Below are 18551 nucleotides of genomic sequence, written 5' to 3'. Positions count from 1 at the left end.
GTTATGACCACAGTCACTCCATTGCATGGGCGCACCGTCGCCATCCTCGCTGCTGGCGGGGTCGAACAAGTCGAACTCACCGAGCCGCGGATGGCGGTGGAAGAAGCCGGAGCGCGAACAGTTCTGGTTTCGTTGCGGGCGGGCACGATTCAGGCGATGAACCACGACGTCGAAAAGAGTGAGACGTTCGAGGTCGACCGGCTAGTTTCCGAGGTGCGTGCCGATGAATTCGATGCTTTGCTCTTGCCGGGTGGTACGACAAATCCAGACAAATTGCGTCAGGATGCGGCTGCGGTCGATTTCGTGAAACAGATTGTGGAAGCGGGTAAGCCGGTCGGGGTGATCTGTCATGGGCCGTGGATATTGGTCGAAGCCGATGTCGTTGCGGGACGGACACTTACGTCGTACCCGAGTGTCCGGACCGACATCCGCAACGCTGGGGGGAATTTCGTCGATAAGCCGGTCGTCGTTGACAGCGGACTTGTTTCCAGTCGGCGGCCTGATGATCTGCCGCAGTTCTGCGCCAAGATCGTCGAGGTATTCGCCGAAGGGGCACATACCGGGTAAGTGCGATCGGCGAGTCGGTTGTCGCGTGCCATGAATGTCTCTCGCATCGCCATTGTCGGGGTCGATGAAACGATGTCGTCGGGGCGACGGGTCGACACACCGATTGCGAGTGCCACTGACGAACGCGCATCGAATACGTGGGAAGCCATGCGGCTTCCGCTGGCCGAAGCGGATGAAAGCGTCGGGACGCGCGGGCCGCTCGACGCCGTCGACGTCGAAGATCTGGCAGAGATTCTCGGCAGTCGGGGGATGCGTTGTCGGTCATGGGTTCTTCGGGATGTGAAGTTGCTGTCGCCCGATCGCCCCGCCATCGCACGCGATGGTCGTCGCAGTGAGATATGACGCCGAGGTGCTACAGAGAAATGCGGTTAGGTCGGCGACTTCCTGCGGTGTGCCGTATCGGCCCACGGGGATGCCCTGGCTGGCGGCCTCCCTGATCTCCTCCACGCTCCGGTCGGTCAGCTCCGCCAGCATCGTGTCGAGATCGGCGCTGCGCGCGGTATGGATACGACCGGGTGCGACTTGGTTGACCGTTATTCCGTCGGCGGCAACCTCGGCCGCCAGCGTCATCAGGTACGACGCGAGCGTATTGCGTGCGATATTGGACGGCGCCAGGTTGGGAATCGGGATGATGGTGCCGGTGGACGATATCGCGATGATGCGGCCCCACTTCCGCTCACGCATGATGGGGAGGGCGCGGCTGATGAGTTCGAGATGCGGAAGCATGGCGGTTCTGATTGCTTCGCTGATGTCCGTTGGTGCCAATCGGTGAGCTTGATCGGGGCGGGGGCCGGGCCCGTTGAGAACGAGAATGTCTGGCGCACCGAATATTTCGGCCGTCGCCTCGATTAGACGTGCTGGTCCACCATCGGCGAGTAGATCGGCTTCCACGCCAGCAGCATCGGGCAATTCACCGGCGATCCGTCGAATCAACCTGCCGCGCCGGCCGGTGACGATCACGCGGGCACCTTCGGCGGCCAGTGTTCGCGCGACGGCCTCGCCGATTCCGCTGCTCGAGCCGCACACGACCGCGACACGTCGGGACAGTCCCAAATCCATTCAATAAGTCCCTTCGTACGTGTCTTGGGCGATTCACTGAGTGCCGAGGGGTTGACCCAATAGCGTCCGCAAAGGATTAACGATGAAAGACGGTCCGAGAACGTCGAGCGCTTCGCCTGTCGCAAGCGTGGTGGGAACGGTCCGCCAGTCGCAGCGCGAGTCGATTGGTCGGCTGCCGTCGAGGTGTTGTTTCAACCACGCGAACGCGCCAGGAGCACCAGTCACGGCGACAGTTCCATGCGTCGACATGACTTGTGGCACTGGGTTGGGCGGCAGAACCTCGCGCCGGTAAGTGACTACGGCACCACCGGTGCAGTACGAACGGGCCAGTTTGTCGGTGCCGCTGATCGGTGCGACTTCGTCGGAGACACCGTTGTAGATATATGTCGGGGCGACAGGGATACGACCGGATATTCCGCGCGCCATCAGTTCCCGGCGTACGATATCGTTGCCGAGAACCACATCGACTGGCTTGTTGAGATGAAGCCTGTAGTCGAACCACAGGTTGACTAATCCGTTTTGGCCCACGCAGTGATTCCGGATCTCGTCCACGATTCGGCGACTGCCCGGCTGAAGGTATTTTGCGACTTCCCCGCGGAACTCAGGCGAGTCCTTACCGATCGCCGACAATGCCATTGGCACAAGGCCGGCGATGGCCGCGCCGTTGACCTTCTTCAACGACCCGACGAGATCGCGTTCGGGTGCGCCCATCGCGGCTCCGGCAATGTTGATTTCAGGTGCGTACGTTGATTGCTCCTCCACAGCCCAACTTGTTGCGATTGCACCGCCCGAGTAGCCCCACAGGCCGACTGGATCGGTGCGTTCGACCCCAGACTTCCCGAAGGACTGAACGGCACGGATACCGTCGAGGACTGCCCAGCCGGGCTGTCGTGGAGTAAGGAAGCGGGCGTCGAGGCCGCCGTGATCGGGTATTGATACCGTCCAGCCTCGCTCGAGTCCTGCTGCGGCGAGCAGCAACTCGGCTGCGGGAAGTCCGAATGTCAGTGGGCCGGCGGGCGAGGTGAAGTCGATTGGCGCACCGTTGATCAGGCTGAATGACGGGTTGCAGATCCGAAGTGTCGAGTCGGTAGCCGCTTGATACGACAGTAACTTTCGGCCAGCACCGCCGCGTGGAACCATCACCGTGGTGACCGTCGCATCGGGTTCCCCGTCCATGCCGGTGGTGCGGTAAAGCAGCTGCCACGCATCGACATTCACCGGAAGTAGTTGTAGTGCACGCACATTCACTTTCCGTGCGCGCAAGATCGCACCGGGTGCAGCTGCATCGAGGCCGGTCGGTCGGTCGTAGAACCGATCATGTGGCGACGTCGGCTCCGCAGCTGCGGGTGGAGGTTCAAAAGATACTGCGGCACAAGTGATTAGGACTATCAGTATCGACACGAAAATATGACGATGAGCGGTCCGGCTATGGGAGAGAGGCATTGGTGCTCCTAAGTGATACTCAAGACTGAGGTCAGGCGATGATCGCGAGTGCGTCGATCTCGACGGCGATCCCAACTGGCAACCCTGCGAATAGGGTGGTCCGCGCGGGATAAGGCGGTGTAAGCACCTCTTCGATTGCCCGATTGATTTCGGGGAACTGCTCGGGAGACTCGGCGAATATGCGCAGCATCAGCACATCATCGAACCCCAGATCACGCTCGCCGAGGATTGCCGCGATGTTGGCGATGGCTTGGCGAGCCTGCCCGTAGGCCCCTTCTCCCGCCAATCCACCTGTCCGCCGATCGATGCCGAGCTGACCGGAGACTTGCACGAAATTCCCTATTTGTGCCCCACTCGAGTACGGGCCGAACGGTTCGGGGGCGGCGGCACTATGTATCGGGGTGATCATGATGCGGGTCCTTCTCGTTAGGATTCGGTTGCGGGCTCGATGATCGAGGCCGTGACGCGGTGCAGGTTGCGGCCGATGATCTGTTCGACATCGACGGTCGAGAACCCGACGTGCAGCAGCGCGGCGGCGAGATTCACGAAATCTTCCGAGCCTCGGTAGCCATACGCATAGGCGGTCACTCCGTTCTTATCGGTGCCGATACAGATATGTTCGGTACCAACAAGATCGGCCAAGTGTTGCGCGTGCCGAGCGAAGTCGTCGAGGTCGGTCATCGCCATCGATCCGACACGTGCGGGCCACAGTCCGATCAATCCGCCGGTGGCCGCGATTGCCTCGATTTCGGCATCGCTGATATAGCGAGGGAAGTCTCGTAGCGCGGCCGCTGCGGTATGTGACGAGATGACTGGGGCAGTGCTCTGTTCGCATGTATCGACGGTTGTCGACCGATCGGCATGAGCGAGGTCGATCACGATGCCCAGCCGGTTCATCTCGGTGACGATTTCTACTCCGAGCCGCGTCAAACCGGGACTTCTGGAACCGGCGCGGACAGTCCGACTTCCCCGGCGGCCGACAATCGATGTGCCGATGGTCCCTATGGCGTTGTCCGCGTAGTGAACGAGTCCTATCACCCGCACTCCGGCATCGAATAGTCTTGGTAGACAGTCGGGATCGTCGCCGACGACGTCGCCCCCTTCGATTCCCAACAGAATCCGGGTGGCGCTATCCGGACGAATATCGGCGACCGATGTCGCTACAGGCAAACCCGCGGTGAATGCCTCGCGGCGTGTTGCCTCGAGCTGTTTGACGACAGTGGCGAGCGGTGATCGCGGACGTGCGACAGTGCCCATCGGATCGCCGACGGCTGTGATTATCGCGAGGTTCACCAGCCCATCCGAAAAGCTGGTCAGCGGGTCGTGTGGCACGTCCGCGAGACGTTCGGCGGCTCGCCGAACCGGCCCAGGGACTACCGCTTGCGGATGCCCGTGTGCATCGGCGACGACGCTCCGATCTAGGAGTTTTCGCGCGATCTCGCGGATTCCCAATGGAATGGATTCGAGCGCATTCGACGATGCCCGGCGGGTGGTCATGATTCTCCCAAGTGCTTGTCCAGCATGGCCGGATCGTGAGAACAAATGATGTCGACAGCTGCCCATGCGGTTCTGTCGAGGTCTTGAAGCTGTTGGAGGGTACGCAATCGATGACGTCGGCTTGCCTGCATCAGTGTGTTGAATCCTCGAATTCCCCACGGTGTCAACGAATCAGCGCGGAGTTCGGCCCGGTGCTGTATCGCGTCGCCGACATGGAACAACGAGTGAACAGGCGTAGTCTTCGTTCCGCCGTGCTCGATAACTACTCCGCTGTGGCCCGGTGAATGCCCCGGCAGATCCACCATAATAATTCGGCCGGCCGGAGTATCTCGCTCGTACAGCACCGAAAAGCCTTGCCAGAGTTCAGCTCCGGTGTCATGAGCTGCCCACCTGACATCCTTGAACCACTCGCCGCGGTAGCGTCGCGCGTCCATCAATGTGCGGGGCCGCTGGGCTGTGACCAGTTCCGTCCGGTTCACATGGACCGTGGCGTTCGGAAAGTCGGTCAACCCCCCGCGGTGGTCGACATCCAGATGAGTCATGAAGATGTCGCGAACATCGCCGATATCGAAGCCGTGGGCCTGCACCTGAGATACGGCAGTGAATTCTGTTGCAGTGCTGGGCTTTAAGAGAAATGCGACGTCCAGTCCCAGGGTGGATCGCGGATCTTGTGTCTGGGCCTCGCCGAGGCCGGTGTCTACCAGGATCACCCCGTCGCCGGTGTCGATAAGCAAGCAGTGGCATACCAAATGCGCCCGCCGGAACGGGCTGCCCCTACCTTCGGACAGGAGCCGGGATAGCGGATGCAAGTCGCCGCAGTTGAGGTGATGGATGGGCACATGCGCTCCTTGATCGCCCTGGTTCGGGCTCGGTGGTAAGGCGAATCCGTCGAGCCGACATTTATCCCGATCGGTATAACTCAGAAATTAGCATGATCGGTATAATTGGGCAAGGCTCCGGGGGCTGAAGACGTCGCCGCACGGGATACTGTCAATGCGACTGCAAGTCGCGGATGCGGGGCCGACGAAAGGAGGTGGCCGATGGCAAGCGTGCGAGAGAGGCTTATCGACTCCACCGTCGAGTTAGTTCGTCGACATGGCGTAGCTGGTGCCGGGGTCGCCGAAATAGTCAAAAACAGCAACGTTGCCCGGCGGTCGCTTTACTGGAACTTCCCGGGAGGAAAGGCTGAATTGGTGGCGGAGGCAACCCGGTTCGCGGGCGACCAGACCACTGCGATTCTGCGCGAGGTGGTTGACAGTGATGACCCCCTCGGTGTGTTTATCGAGATCTGGAAGCAACTCGTGCGCGAGTCGGAGTTTGAGGGAGGTTGCGCGGTTTCGGCTGCTGCTTTCGGCCGTCGAGATGCTCCCGAAGCTTCGGATGTGGCAGCCGGGATATACGCGGCCTGGACAACGATTCTGGCCGACCGCTTTAGTCGGGTCGAGGGCATGTCGGCGGCAACAGCCGAAGAACTTGCCGCGACGGTTGTTGCCACGCTCGAAGGAGCTCTGCTCGTGAGCCGCGCTGCTCAGTCAACCGAGCCGCTGGATCGGGCGGCTAATCAGCTTCGGTTGTTGATCGGGGCCAATCGCCAGCGCGAGGAAGCCGAATAGATTTGGGTCCGCCTCCGACTTCCGGCAAAGCACTCCCTCACCTTACTTAGGTCTCGCTGAACGATTAGGCGTCTGACATGGCGATTACCATGATCGTCATGGCCGAATTAACGAAATTCCAGCAGTTGCTTCTAGAGCAGATCAGCAATGAGTTCTCATCGTCGCAGCAGTACATCGGCATCGCGGTTTACTACGACAACCACGACATGCCTCAATTGGCGCAGCACTTCTATGCGCAGGCGGTTGAAGAACGTAATCACGCAATGATGATCGTGCAGTACTTCCTCGACCGCGATGTCGCGGTACAGATTCCCGGTGTGGCCATGCCTGTCAACAACTTTGGCGCCTACATGGAACCGATAGAACTGGCACTGGAACAGGAGAAGGCGGTCACCCAGCAGATCATCGATCTCGCGAAGGCAGCACGTGACGACGGCGATTACCTCGGTGAGCAGTTCATGCAGTGGTTCCTCAAGGAGCAGGTCGAGGAAGTCGCCACGATGACCACCCTCCAGACCATCGCCGAGCGGGCCAAGGGCAACCTCTTCGACCTGGAGAACTTCGTCGAGCGGGAACTCAACGTCGCTGCCACCGCTGATGCTTCAGCGCCCGCGGCTGCCGGCGGAAATCTGTAACCCCCACGACCTACTTGATCGCGCCACCTTGGTCACTGAGCAGATCGTTGTCGACGGTGCGACCGGACGCGATTGCCTCGAAGAAGCGTTTGGTGTTGTCGCCGACCACAAGTGAGTCGCCGTCACCGGTGTATTCGCTACCCCCGGTGGGGACCGTGGTCGTGACCGGGGCACCGCGCAGTGCGAAGGCTAATCCGGCGAGATGCCAGATGTGATCGTTCTCGTCGACGGTCAGCGAGTCGATCGCGCCGTTGATGAACGGAAACAGGGCAAAGGGATTGAGCAGTACACCCGGACTGGTGGCCTTAGACATCAAGGCGCTCAAGAACTTTCGTTGATTCACGACACGTTCCAGGTCGGCGTTGGGGAATGCGCGGGTACGCACCAGACCTAGCGCCTGCTTGCCGTTGAGGTCCTGACAGCCGGCCTTGAGGCGTAAGCCAGCCTTTGGATCGTTCAGTGCTTGGTTGAGGCACATGTTGACGCCTCCGACGGCGTCGACGAGTGTGTCGAACCCGCCGAAACCGATTTCGCCGAAGTGGTCGATATGCACGCCGGTCAGTGTTTCGACGGTCTGCACCAATAGGTGCGGTCCGCCGAAGTTGAACGCGGAGTTGATCTTATGCGAGCCCTGCCCGGGAATCGGCACGTATAAGTCACGCGGAATGCTGATGATCATTGTGGAGCCGCTTGGCGGCTTGTGCACCAACATGATTGTGTCCGTGCGTGATCCATCACTGTCGCCGGTGGCGAGCCGGTTCCGCTGAGCTTGCGATAGATCCGCGCGTGAGTCGGTGCCGACGATGAGCCAGTTGGTCCCCGGGGTGTCGGCGACGCGTCCGGTGTATGAGGTCAATGCGGCGACCCGATGCAGTTTGTTGTCGTAGTAGAACAGCAGGCCGACACTTCCGACCAGCAACACGACGACGAGCAATAGTGCGACCTTGCCGATGGGTAGCCGGCGTTTGCGCTTTGGTCGGGGAGGCTTGGTCTCGCCTGACGGCGGTTTGCGCGGGGGCGGCGGGGGCTGCCGACGATCATTTCGGTCGGGTCGACGGCTTTGCCGCTGCGGCTCGACTGGGATCGGCTCGGGCCGTTGGGTGGGTGCGTAGCGATTTCCGGCACCGGCCTGACGGGGGGCCTCGGGGCTGGCCGACCACGCTTGCGGGGGCTGGTACACACCCGGCCGAGCACCCGGCTGCGCCCGCTGAGGCGGTGGGGGCACTCGTCGAGGTGGCCCCGGCCGTCGATTTGGCGGCATCGGCTGGTCAGTCATAGCCAACAATTTACGTCGGTGGACCTGAGTTTCCGATGAGTCGTCCGACCGACCTTGGCGATGGTCACCGTCAACCGATCAATACACCAACCACTGTAACAGTGACCGTTGACACATTCCGAGTCCGCGCCTAGTGTCGGAAGTCACAGGAACAGCCAGTGATGGAGGTTTGAAATGACAGCCCTGACATACGACAACGGCGGTCGGACGGCGATCGCCACCCGCCTGATCAAAGGGTCGACGAATCGCTCCTACGACCCAGTGGTCGACCTCGACTGGGATGCTCCGCTCGATCCGGATAAGTACTTTCTGCCGCCGCAAGTGGTGACCCTCTACGGCACCGATATTTGGGAGTCGATGTCCCAGGAACAGCGCATCGAACTGTCCAGGCAGGAAATGGCCAATATCCTGTCGGTCGGGATCTGGTTTGAGAATCTGCTTAATCGTGCTCTGCTGCAACGTCTTATGAAGCAGGACCCGGCAGCGGCGACGACGCACTACGCACTCACCGAGATGGGTGACGAGTGCCGCCATATGATCATGTTCGGCCGGGCTATCGAGCGCAGCGGGGCTCGTGCCTTCGCTATGCAGTGGTGGCAGCGCATCGTCATGTATTGGCTTGCCGACGCTCTGCGCGGAAGTCTGTTGTGGGTGGCCGCACTCGTCGGCGAGGAGATCTTCGATGCCCTACAGCGCGACATGCTCAACGATCCCGAGCTCCAGCCGCTGATCGCCCGATTGATGCAAGTGCACGTCACCGAGGAGGCACGGCATATCGGATTCGCCCGCGATGGGGTCATGCGGCGCAAGCCAGTTCGATCTCGTACCGAGACTCTGATCGCTGCTTCCGGACACGGACTGGCGGCGCAGGCGTTCAAGATGGTGTTCACCAATCCGGCGATGTATCGCCGAGCCGGGCTCGACGCGCGGGCCGCCACCCGCGCGGCACGCGCCAATCCGCTATTTCACGAGGCGCAAGTTCGAGGGTTCGCGTCCCTCGCGGGCTTCCTGGAAGACGCCGGTCTGATGAATCGGTTCTCCCGGATGTGTTGGCGTCGAGCGGGATTCTTGCCATCGTGACGCCAGCGGTGGTACTCGATGGCCGTGGCCCGGTCCTGGCGGAGTTGGGCCGTCGTGCGCTGCGGGCCGGTGTGCCGGTAGACATTGGTGATCCGCAGCCGGGACAGTTAGTCGTTGTCGAAGGCGTTGCGCCGCAGCCGAACTACTTGCAGGTATGCTCCGCGTCGGAGCCTAATCGCGTCTACTGCAACGCGGACACTCTCGACTACGTGCTCGCCCTGGTGGTCGAGTATGCGGCGGCAGGCGCGACTGGTTTGCGGGTGCGTCAGCCGGTGCTCAACGAGTGGGGCATTGTCGGGACGCGGCGCAAGCTGCGCCGAAGACTCAAACGCTTCGCCCCGATCGAGTTCGATTGGGACACAGCGGAATCAATCGATTCTGAGGTTTTCGACGGCGAGGTCACTTTTGTCGCCGACGGTGAACGAGGTATCGGCCGAATTCGCGTGCAAGGTCATCTGAATCCGAGCGATGGTAGATTCCATTGGGCCGGAACAGCTTACGGCGACGACGTTCGGCGTTGGCGCGACGAGCAGGTACGTGAGGTCGAGATCACGGCCGCGTCGGGCCTGACGGCTGCGGCACGCCTGACCGACGTCACTCAATGGGGCACGGTGCGGCTCGTCGGCGTAGGAACGCCACCGTTCTGAGTGGGCGTCAGCGCAGAAATCCGAGCTGCTCCGACAGCAGCGCGTAGCCGACGAAGGCTACGACGTCGATTGTGGCATGGGCGATGACTAGCGGCCAGGTGCGGCCGGTACGCTGAAAATACCGCCCAAAGATCAAGCCCATCAACAGGTTTCCCAGACCCGCGCCCACCCCTTGATAGAGGTGATAGCCGCCGCGCAAGAAGGCACTGGCCGCGAGAGCGGAGTTCTCGTCGACCCCGAGTTGCCGTAGTCGGGTGATGAAGTAGGCGACCACGATGATCTCCTCGGCGAGGGCATTGCCGATGGCGATGAGGACCAGGACGGGCAGTTGCCACCAGGGGCCGTCGGTGGGACTGGCGATCAGTTGGGCGTTGATACCCAGCAGCCGGGAGAGGGCGAGGAGCCCGATTCCGGGCAGGCCGATGACTGCGGCCAAGACAAGGCCAGCCGGAATATCGATTGCTGCCGGGCGGCGGGATAGGCCAGCGCGACTTAGTCGAATTCCGCTGCGCCACAACAAGTAGATGCCGAGTGCCGCTATCGCGCACAGACGGATCGCGCTCATTACCTGGCGCGTGAAGTCGATGGCATCATCGGTCGATCGCGTCGGGTTGATCGCGACGGTGGTTTCGGAAATGCCAGGCCCGAGTTGAGCTTCGATGAGCGAAAGGGTTGCGTAGATCGCCGAAAAGCCGAAGGTGAGGACGGCGACTATCGCCAGCTCGATGATCAGTGCGCGGCGCGCGGTGCGCCCGCGTACGACATCGACCGACGTCTGGGCAGGCGGAACCAGCAACTCGCGCAAGTGCACAAACACAACTTACGTGTTGGTGAATCGCCAGCGCCGAAGGACGACTCGAACTAGCTACTGCGTAAAGCTGTTGATGAAGGGGCAACCCGCCAGTGACCGCAACGCCGTCGATAGTTCCCACACTGTCTCTACCGGCTGCGGGAATGGCATGCGGACATCCGAGTCGCCTTCGGGACCTTCGATACGGAAACGCAGGCCGAACCGATCGAGCCCGAGTGGGCGAACGCGGCCGGTGCGCAACTCGGCGGGGAGTTTGCGGGCGAGCTGTCCAACCAGGTCGCCGTGATCGCTGTCGAGGTGAGTGATCCAGCCCGTCTCGTACTCCCAGAACGGATCGGGGTCAGCGTCGGCAAGGATGTCGGCGGGTACCGAGGCTGCACCGCTGCTGTTGGCGATCACCGCGCTGTCGACCTGTAGACGCAGCAGGGAGTAGCCGTGGCCGATGTCGAGCAGGCCGTCGTCGGGGTGGTCGGTGGCGATCTCGATGGCGAGGTCGCGCTGAAGTTCGTCGGGGACCGGGTAGAGCGTGCCGCTGAGCCACACCAGTGCCCGGACCTGTTCGCGCAGGTCGATGGGTGCGTGATCGGTGATTTCCAGGAGTGCGGCTACGCCGTTGGGGTCGTCGTCGGCGATGACTACGGCCTCGCAGTCGGTCGGGACCAATACGAAGGCCTGAGACTCAAAGAGGTGCACCACATTGACGGTGAACGGTTCGGAAGCACCGACGGCGAGGGTAGCGCTGCTGACCCGACGGCACGCGGTCTGGATCGCCTCAGCATCGGACGGCTGGGAATGCGCGACGTGAGTCATGGGCTCCTCAATCAACAACTTCGACTAGCAAGGTAACCCTAACCTAAACACGAAACCGCTGTTCGTCAACATTCACGATCAGAGGGAGGCCAAATACATTCCTCCGGCACAGGCGAGCACTGACCCAACTACCGACGCAACCGCATACGCGATCGAACGCCAGCGGCGACGCTCGCGCATGAGAACCATCGCCTCCAGGCTCGCCGTGCTGAATGTCGTGTAACCACCGCAGAACCCCGTCCCGACGACGGTCATCAGCGTGCTCGGCGCTGCCTGGAACATCACCAACCCGGCGACGACGCCAAGCAGTGTGGAGCCGGTCACGTTGATCAGCAGTGTCGCCACCGGGAATGTCGCCGCCACTCGCGCCCGAACGATGCCGTCGACGACGAATCGCGCCACAGCTCCGAGGGCGCCGCACAGAATTGCGGCCAATGCGATCATCGCCCGCGCCTTCCGCTGAGAGAATCGCCAGTGACAAAACCCGCAAACGCCATCAACACACCTCCGACGACTGACACGACGGCGTAGCCGATGGCGATGCCGGGCTCGTTCTCGCGCCACAGGTTTGTCTGCTCGAGTGCGAAGGTGCTGTAGGTGGTGAATGCGCCGCAGCAGCCGGTGCCGGCGAACAGTCGCAATTGGCGGCGCTGAACCGATTCATTCGCTTGCGCGGCGAGGAACGCGGAAATCAGGCCGAGAAGTGCTGCTCCGCACAGGTTGATGCCGAAAGTGGCCCACGGCCACCGCCCGGCCTCAGCCGGGAAAGCGTGTTCCAGCCCGTAACGCGCGGCCGTTCCGACGATGCCGCCGGCGAAGACGGCGATAAGCGCGCTGGGCTGCTGATGAAGCGGTCGTGGTGAGTCGATGGCCATAGAACTGTCCCTTCCGATGGGCATACGCCGATACGAGGAGGAACTATCAGCCGGCGAGCCGGCGGTTCGGGCCGAAAAACGGACCAGGCGAGATCCATCGCCATAACGCAGTATAGCCGACTCACTAAGCAGGGCATTGCGCGCAGCCGACCCGCTACCCTGAAGTACGTGCCTGTTATCGCGTACTTCGGTCCCGCTCGAACCTTCACCGAAATGGCGCTCGATGCGATTCTGGCCGACCGCCGTCCGGCAGCGCTCGTTGACATACCCGATGCCGACATCGAACGTGTACCGGCAGCCAATCCGGCCGCGACCATCGCCAAGGTCCGTTCTGGCGAAGCTGATTTCGGCTGTGTGCCTATTGAGAGTTCGCTGGAAGGCTCGGTTCCGGCGACTATGGACGCGCTCGTTCCGCCCGACGATGGCGCACGCGTCCAAGTGTTCGCCGAGGTCATCCTCGATATCGCCTTCACCATCGCCGCCGCGACACCACTTGAGCCGGGCGCGGTGCGCAGCATCGCGGCCTATCCGGTGGCCTCGGCCCAGGTTCGCGAGTCGGTCGCCAGGCTGTTCCCGAATGCCGAGTTTGTAGCGGCATCCTCCAATGCTGCTGCGGCACAGGATGTTTCCAACGGGCTCGCCGACGCCGCCGTCACCACCGGCCCCGCGGCCGCAGCACTAGGACTCGCCGTACTCGCCGACGGTGTCGCCGATGCCGACGATGCCGCGACTCGGTTCCTGCTCGTCGGCCGGCCCGGGCCACCGGACCCGCCGTCGGGGACAGACCGCACCGCAGTGATCTTGAGCCTGCCGAATGAGCCAGGCAGCTTGATGTCGGCGATGAGTGAATTCGCCACGCGTGGAGTGGATCTCACTCGTATCGAGTCCCGGCCGCGCCGGGACGTCGACCGCTCGACCGCGGCCCACTACCGATTCTTCCTCGACGCTGCCGGACATCTCGACGACGACGCGGTTGGCGAGACGTTACGTGCGTTGCATCGCCGCGCCGACAGTGTCGTCTATCTGGGATCGTGGGCGGCCGATCGTGGTCAGCTCGGCGCTCAGCCGCCAAATCATGCGGAGAGTGTGCAGTGGTATCGCTCCCTACAGCGAGGAGAGGGTTAGTGTCGCGGTTGTTTCTGGTCCGCCACGGTGAGACGACGTCGAATGTTATGCGGCGCTTGGATACTCGACTTCCCGGAGCCGGCCTGACCGATTTCGGCGCGCGCCAGGCGGCATTATTCGCATTGCACACCCCAATCGATGAGTCGACAGTCTTGTTGAACTCCAGCGCACGTCGCGCACGGCAGACCGCGGAGATCGCTGGGATGGTGTGGGAGATTGAACCGCAAGTGCTCGACGGTGTGTACGAGGTTCAGGTCGGCGATTTGGAGGACAATTTCGACCGAGCGTCCCACGAAGTATTCGGTGAGATCGTGAAGCGTTGGCATGACGGCGATTTGGCCGCTGAATTGCCCGGCGGGGAATCATTGCAGAACGTTTACGACCGCTATTTGCCCGCGATCGACGACGTCGTGACAAACTACCTGTCCGACGCCGTCGACCGCGATGTGTACCTGGTGAGCCACGGCGCTGCCATTCGGTTGGTGGCAGCGAAGCTAGCTGGCATCGACTCCGAGTTCGCACTGGCAAATCACCTGGAGAATACTCAGTCGATCGAGCTGGAATACCTTGACCAATCATGGGTGTGCCGACGCTGGGGGACTCGCGTCGCGCCATTCGCTCATGAGACAGAAGGCAATTCCGACGATGCCGATCTGATGGGGTAGCTAGCCGTCTATCCGCACCGGCATCGCCAGGGTGATCAGTCCGCCGTCGTCCGCCGAACGTACCTGCACCGGCTGATCTTCCGCGGCGATGTCGAGCAATACGTCTTCGCCGATGGCGGTTGCGACTGTCGGATGGAGCACCGTGACATCGAAGGCAATGGTGATCGGTTGGCCGGTCACCGTGGCGACGATAGTGTCATCGCCAACTGACAACGCGGTGTCGGTGATGGCTACACTGACCAGGCGATCGCCGCGTTCGAGCAAGTCCAGCAATGCTTTTCGGGATACGGCGGCGCGAGTCGCGACTGCAGGCAGTGAACGTAGCATCAGGCGATAGTCGGGATAGGTGACACCGAGGGTTGGGGCGTGGCGAGTCTCGGTTCCGTTGGACGCGACAACGTCGGTACCGTTGTGGTGCAAGGAGATTCGATGCTGCCGACGGGCCCAGTCGGCCAGCGTTCGGATGGCGCTGGCGGCCACCGCAGCCGACCATTCGGAATCGGCGGTCGGCGACGATAGCGAGCGGGACGCGAGGCGATAGCGGTCGGTGGCCGTGAGTGTCAGCTCGCCGCCGCCAACCTCGACGAATACCGAATCCAACACCGGCAGTTCGGGATTCACCAGGGTTGCCGGCAGAACCTGGTCACAGGCGCTGGCGAATAACGGACCGGATATCGACGTCGCCCCACCCGCAACGTCGCCCCGGGCGGCCGACTTGATCTGTGCGGCCGCAGCAGTCGCATCGGCCAGCCGACGCGCCAACTCGGCCAGATGATCGTCGATCCGTCGAGTCGTCCCGGCGGGATCGGGGTCGTCGAGAATCGCTCGGATGTCGCCCAATGACATGCCGGTCTCGCGAAGTTGTCGGATGAGCTGCGCCGTCGAAACCTGTTCGGGTGAGTAGTAGCGATATCCGCTTGATTCGTCGACATCGGCGGGCGCCAATAGTCCGGAATCGTCGTAGAAGCGCAACGCACTGGACGTCAGTCCAGTCACGCGTGCGAAGGTGCCGATGGTGAGGTGATCTGTTGTCATACGCACGACGATGGTCCTTGAAGTTGGTTGAAGGTCAACCCCACCCGTTGGCATGCAGCCATGCGTCGCTGATGCCGAAGTGGTGTGCCACCTCATGGACAACGGTCACCTTCACCTCCTGCTTCACCTGTTCGGCTGAGTCGCAGATGGCGAGAATCGGTTCGCGATAGATGGTGATGGTATCCGGGAGGAATCCGCCGTATTCGCTGGTGCGTTCGGTGAGCGCGATGCCGTGATACAAGCCGAGAATGTGAAAGTCGTTCTCGTGGTGTGGTTCTACCAGAATCACCACATTCGACATCTGGTCGGTCAACTCGGACGGAATTTCGTCGAGCGCGTCACCGACAAGGTTTTCAAAATCCTTGTCGGACATCTTGACTGGCATGGTGTCCCGTTTAGCCGGCCGGGGCCGGCACCTCTTGTGGATTGGGTGCGATACCGCCGGGCATCGGGACCGGCGTCGGCAATGCGCGACCGGGTGGTGCGGCAGGCGGCGGGACGGGCAGTTTGCCGTTCACGAGTAACGTCGAGCGGGCATCGCCCACCAGGGTCGCGAAGCCGCCGCGGTCGGGTAATCCGATGTAGCACAGCACGCGACGACTACCCGCCAGCCAACTGACTTCGCTGACCGTCGACCACTGAACGTTCAGTGTGGTTTTGTCGAATTTGTCCTTGCCGCCGAGGAATCGGTTGGTTTGACCGGGGCAGATCGATTCGAGGAATTTATTCTGCTCGGCTATCCCGGGCCACGGTTTGCCGGACAGTCGTGGTCCGAAACGTGCGCCCAGGTCGATGATGCCGGTGGTCTGGAACGCATGTTGCTCGGTGCAGTTGACCCGCAGGGACGTCGGCTTGCGGGTTGCCGGATCGATGCCGATGCAGGTGCCCGGCGGCCAGTCGAAGGACTGGTCGAGATTGGCGACCTGGCCGACGAACTGGGTCTGCGTGCCCGCCTTGCCGGGTTGTTCTAGGCCGCAGCGCAATTCGCGCGCACCCTTGTCCCACTGCACCTGCGACGGGAACATCAAACCCACCGAGAAGCGGCCCTGCGGATCGAGTTTTCCGCCCAAATACTCGGAGACGATGACGGGACACTGTTCGTCGCGGATTGCGGCGAACCGCTTCGCTCCGGGCCATTGGGCGTTCGGGCCGAACTCGGCGCCGGGGAGGACCGCGCCGTCGATCGGCCCGGCCACCTCGAATCGATGTTTGGCGGTGCACGCCACCTTGGTCGGGCTGCCGGGTTTGCCTTCGGCCCAGTCGAGGCAGTCACCAGCGGCCGATTGGGTGAAGGCGTTTTGCGCGAGTCGTTCACCTTCGCCGATATCGGTGCCGCCGACATCGCCGGCGTCGGAGAACCAGCCGAGGGACACCGCGGTGATCGCCATGACGATGGCACCGATCACTACGCCGGTAAGCACCACCCGGACGGGATGTTCCAGGACATGCGCATGCACCCGCGCGGCGCCCGAAGGCGCGGGAGTCTGCTCTGTGTTGTCGGCGTCGGGCACAGAATTCTGCTCAGTCATCGCGTTCCATCATGCCTGGTGTAGGCACGGCGAGGTGAGGGGCCGCACAACCTCGACGTCAAATACCGCGCTCACCGCGCCCACCAGTAGGCTTTAACCCGTGATCGACCTGAAGATTCTGCGCGAAAACCCTGATCTGGTTCGGCAGTCGCAACGCACCCGTGGTGAGGACCCGGGTTTGGTCGACGTCCTCCTCGACGCCGATGCGACCCGCCGATCTGCCATCGTCGAAGCGGATACCTTGCGGTCTGAGCAGAAGACGCTCGGCAAACAGGTCGGCAAGGCCAGCGGCGACGAGAAGGCCACCCTGCTGGCCCAGGGCAAACAACTCGCTGAGCAGGTCAAAGCCGCCGTCGCACGCCAAGGTGAGGCTGAGGCGCAAGCTGAGCAGGCTCAGCGCGCTATTTCCAACATCGTGCAGGACGGTGCTCCGGCCGGCGGTGAAGACGACTTTGTTGTGCTCGCGCATGTCGGCGAACCGCGTGAGATTCCTGATGCCCGCGACCACCTGGAATTAGGCGAAGCGCTCGGGTTGCTCGATATGGAACGCGGCGCGAAGGTTTCGGGCTCGCGGTTCTATTTTCTTACTGGCCTCGGGGCGATGCTCCAACTCGGTCTGCTGAATATGGCCGCGGCGAAGGCAACAGCAAACGGTTTCACGCTGATGATTCCGCCGGTGCTTGTGCGTCCGGAAATCATGGCCGGAACTGGATTCCTCGGCGCGCACTCCGACGAGATCTACCACCTGCCCGACGATGACTTGTACCTTGTCGGCACCTCCGAGGTGCCGCTTGCCGGCTACCACTCGAACGAGATCCTGGATCTCTCCGCGGGCCCCAAGCGATATGCGGGTTGGTCGACCTGTTTCCGTCGCGAGGCCGGCAGCTACGGCAAGGACACCCGCGGCATCATCCGTGTGCACCAGTTCGACAAGGTCGAGGGCTTTATCTACTGCAGGCCGGAGGATGCCGACGCGGAGCATCTCAAACTTCTCAACTGGGAGAAAGAGATGCTCGCCGCGATCGACGTGCCATATCGCGTTATCGACGTCGCCGGTGGCGACCTGGGCAGCTCCGCCGCGCGCAAATTCGACTGCGAAGCGTGGTTCCCGACGCAGAACACCTACCGCGAACTCACCTCGACGTCGAACTGCACGACGTTCCAGGCCCGCCGTCTGGCCATCCGTTATCGCGATGACGACGGTAAGCCGCAGATCGCCTCGACACTCAACGGAACGCTGGCAACCACACGGTGGATCGTCGCGATCCTGGAGAATCACCAGCAGCCAGACGGCACCGTGGTGCTGCCAGAGGAATTGGCGCGGTTCGTAGGTACCGAGGTACTGGCACCGTCGTGAGTACCCGGGTCATCGCGGTTATCGGATTGGCCGCCTCGGCGGTCGCGGTCGGACTCACGTTGGTGAAGTGGATCGACTTCACCGAGCTGGGTATGCCGTTCGCGTGGACCGGCCTGGCCACGTATGTCGGTCAGCATGCCGATCACTACGGTCCGATGCTCGCGGGCGCGGTTACTCCGGTCGGCTGGGTCGCGGTTCTGGCGGCGGTATTGGTCTGCGCCACCTCTGTGATCGCGCTGCTGAATGTGGCACCGGTCTGGCGGATCGGTATCGGGGCGGTCGCGGCGCTGGCGTCGGTGGCCGCGGCGGCGGTCGTCGGTGCGATTGTCGTCCAACCCGAGATACTTTTGGATGACTTCCTCACCATGGTCGGAGCGGAGTCGTTCAACTCCAGCGCCGGAATGTTGCGTCCTTTCCTCATAACACCCGTCCTATATGCGGAGATCGCGGCGCTGATCGTGATGGCGGCAACTGCCGGATGGTTAGCTCTTCGGGGCTTGCGTCGAAGCGAGGCGTAGTACGTTGAC

General features: G+C 62.2%; 22 protein-coding genes and 1 riboswitch. Of the genes, 9 read left to right on the top strand and 13 right to left on the bottom strand.

Going from position 1 to position 18551, the window contains the following annotated elements:
- The first annotated feature begins 3 nt into the window (after positions 1-3).
- Positions 4-567, top strand: a complete 564-nt coding sequence (locus tag AAFP29_RS09070) for a type 1 glutamine amidotransferase domain-containing protein (protein ID WP_419217005.1) — start codon at positions 4-6, stop codon at positions 565-567.
- Between the two features lie 261 nt (positions 568-828).
- Here AAFP29_RS09070 and AAFP29_RS09065 read toward each other — a convergent pair whose 3' ends face one another.
- Genes AAFP29_RS09065 through AAFP29_RS09045 form a run of 5 tightly spaced genes read right to left on the bottom strand, consistent with a single transcriptional unit; the run spans position 829 to position 5405 of the window.
- The gene (locus AAFP29_RS09065) at positions 829-1626 is read right to left on the bottom strand and encodes an SDR family oxidoreductase (protein WP_419217004.1); all 798 of its coding nucleotides are present in this window, start codon (positions 1624-1626) and stop codon (positions 829-831) included.
- A 33-nt stretch (positions 1627-1659) separates the two neighbouring features.
- Positions 1660-3069, bottom strand: a complete 1410-nt coding sequence (locus AAFP29_RS09060; protein WP_419217003.1) for a lipase family protein — start codon at positions 3067-3069, stop codon at positions 1660-1662.
- A 31-nt stretch (positions 3070-3100) separates the two neighbouring features.
- Positions 3101-3478 (bottom strand): RidA family protein, encoded by a 378-nt coding sequence (locus AAFP29_RS09055; protein ID WP_419217002.1) that lies wholly within the window; start codon positions 3476-3478, stop codon positions 3101-3103.
- Between the two features lie 17 nt (positions 3479-3495).
- Positions 3496-4566, bottom strand: coding sequence for a dipeptidase (locus AAFP29_RS09050; RefSeq protein ID WP_419217001.1), 1071 nt, complete (start codon positions 4564-4566; stop codon positions 3496-3498).
- Positions 4563-5405: an MBL fold metallo-hydrolase gene (locus AAFP29_RS09045; protein WP_419217000.1), complete on the bottom strand. Its 843-nt coding sequence runs from the start codon at positions 5403-5405 to the stop codon at positions 4563-4565. The genes AAFP29_RS09050 and AAFP29_RS09045 overlap by 4 nt, the downstream gene beginning before the upstream one ends.
- Before the next feature lie 201 nt (positions 5406-5606).
- Between AAFP29_RS09045 and AAFP29_RS09040 the strand changes: the two genes are divergently transcribed.
- The gene (locus AAFP29_RS09040) at positions 5607-6179 is read left to right on the top strand and encodes a TetR/AcrR family transcriptional regulator (RefSeq protein WP_419216999.1); all 573 of its coding nucleotides are present in this window, start codon (positions 5607-5609) and stop codon (positions 6177-6179) included.
- A 98-nt stretch (positions 6180-6277) separates the two neighbouring features.
- Complete coding sequence (locus tag AAFP29_RS09035; protein ID WP_419216998.1) at positions 6278-6814, top strand: ferritin; 537 nt, start codon at positions 6278-6280, stop codon at positions 6812-6814.
- 10 nt (positions 6815-6824) lie between these two features.
- On the opposite strand, the gene AAFP29_RS09030 is transcribed toward AAFP29_RS09035, so the two are convergent.
- Positions 6825-8090, bottom strand: a complete 1266-nt coding sequence (locus AAFP29_RS09030) for an LCP family protein (RefSeq protein ID WP_419216997.1) — start codon at positions 8088-8090, stop codon at positions 6825-6827.
- A 174-nt stretch (positions 8091-8264) separates the two neighbouring features.
- Between AAFP29_RS09030 and AAFP29_RS09025 the strand changes: the two genes are divergently transcribed.
- The gene (locus AAFP29_RS09025; protein ID WP_419216996.1) at positions 8265-9170 is read left to right on the top strand and encodes an AurF N-oxygenase family protein; all 906 of its coding nucleotides are present in this window, start codon (positions 8265-8267) and stop codon (positions 9168-9170) included.
- Positions 9167-9817, top strand: a complete 651-nt coding sequence (locus AAFP29_RS09020; RefSeq protein ID WP_419216995.1) for a DUF4873 domain-containing protein — start codon at positions 9167-9169, stop codon at positions 9815-9817. Before AAFP29_RS09025 ends, AAFP29_RS09020 begins: the two co-directional genes overlap by 4 nt.
- A 7-nt stretch (positions 9818-9824) precedes the next feature.
- On the opposite strand, the gene AAFP29_RS09015 is transcribed toward AAFP29_RS09020, so the two are convergent.
- The 4 genes from AAFP29_RS09015 to crcB (AAFP29_RS09000) form a co-directional block, all read right to left on the bottom strand.
- A complete protein-coding gene (locus tag AAFP29_RS09015) occupies positions 9825-10628 on the bottom strand; it encodes a CPBP family intramembrane glutamic endopeptidase (protein ID WP_419216994.1) in 804 nt (267 codons plus the stop codon).
- A 54-nt stretch (positions 10629-10682) separates the two neighbouring features.
- Positions 10683-11438, bottom strand: coding sequence for a DUF2470 domain-containing protein (locus tag AAFP29_RS09010; protein ID WP_419216993.1), 756 nt, complete (start codon positions 11436-11438; stop codon positions 10683-10685).
- Between the two features lie 78 nt (positions 11439-11516).
- The gene (crcB, locus tag AAFP29_RS09005) at positions 11517-11882 is read right to left on the bottom strand and encodes a fluoride efflux transporter CrcB (protein WP_419216992.1); all 366 of its coding nucleotides are present in this window, start codon (positions 11880-11882) and stop codon (positions 11517-11519) included.
- A complete protein-coding gene (gene crcB, locus AAFP29_RS09000; protein WP_419216991.1) occupies positions 11879-12313 on the bottom strand; it encodes a fluoride efflux transporter CrcB in 435 nt (144 codons plus the stop codon). The genes crcB (AAFP29_RS09005) and crcB (AAFP29_RS09000) overlap by 4 nt, the downstream gene beginning before the upstream one ends.
- Positions 12314-12343: 30 nt before the next feature.
- A riboswitch (Fluoride riboswitch) is annotated at positions 12344-12424 on the bottom strand.
- Positions 12425-12481: 57 nt separating this feature from the next.
- On the opposite strand from crcB (AAFP29_RS09000), the gene pheA reads away from it, so the two are divergent.
- Entirely contained in the window at positions 12482-13438 is a 957-nt protein-coding gene (pheA, locus tag AAFP29_RS08995) for a prephenate dehydratase (RefSeq protein ID WP_419216990.1), read from the top strand.
- The gene (locus AAFP29_RS08990) at positions 13438-14103 is read left to right on the top strand and encodes a histidine phosphatase family protein (RefSeq protein WP_419216989.1); all 666 of its coding nucleotides are present in this window, start codon (positions 13438-13440) and stop codon (positions 14101-14103) included. The genes pheA and AAFP29_RS08990 overlap by 1 nt, the downstream gene beginning before the upstream one ends.
- Here AAFP29_RS08990 and AAFP29_RS08985 read toward each other — a convergent pair whose 3' ends face one another.
- Genes AAFP29_RS08985 through AAFP29_RS08975 form a run of 3 tightly spaced genes read right to left on the bottom strand, consistent with a single transcriptional unit; the run spans position 14104 to position 16667 of the window.
- The gene (locus AAFP29_RS08985) at positions 14104-15138 is read right to left on the bottom strand and encodes a MerR family transcriptional regulator (protein ID WP_419216988.1); all 1035 of its coding nucleotides are present in this window, start codon (positions 15136-15138) and stop codon (positions 14104-14106) included.
- A gap of 34 nt (positions 15139-15172) precedes the next feature.
- Positions 15173-15523 carry a metallopeptidase family protein gene (locus AAFP29_RS08980; protein ID WP_419216987.1) on the bottom strand — a complete coding sequence of 117 codons (351 nt, stop codon included), beginning with the start codon at positions 15521-15523 and terminating at the stop codon, positions 15173-15175.
- A 10-nt stretch (positions 15524-15533) separates the two neighbouring features.
- Entirely contained in the window at positions 15534-16667 is a 1134-nt protein-coding gene (locus tag AAFP29_RS08975) for a septum formation family protein (RefSeq protein WP_419216986.1), read from the bottom strand.
- A gap of 100 nt (positions 16668-16767) precedes the next feature.
- Between AAFP29_RS08975 and serS the strand changes: the two genes are divergently transcribed.
- Positions 16768-18024 carry a serine--tRNA ligase gene (serS, locus tag AAFP29_RS08970; RefSeq protein ID WP_419216985.1) on the top strand — a complete coding sequence of 419 codons (1257 nt, stop codon included), beginning with the start codon at positions 16768-16770 and terminating at the stop codon, positions 18022-18024.
- Positions 18021-18542 (top strand): hypothetical protein, encoded by a 522-nt coding sequence (locus AAFP29_RS08965; RefSeq protein ID WP_419216984.1) that lies wholly within the window; start codon positions 18021-18023, stop codon positions 18540-18542. The genes serS and AAFP29_RS08965 overlap by 4 nt, the downstream gene beginning before the upstream one ends.
- Positions 18543-18551: the final 9 nt, after the last annotated feature.

The sequence above is a fragment of the Gordonia sp. CPCC 205333 genome (genome assembly GCF_048537885.1).
Classification (GTDB): Bacteria; Actinomycetota; Actinomycetes; order Mycobacteriales; family Mycobacteriaceae; genus Gordonia.
The sequence above is the reverse complement of the archived record's forward strand: the minus strand, read 5'-3'. Positions and strand labels throughout refer to the sequence as shown.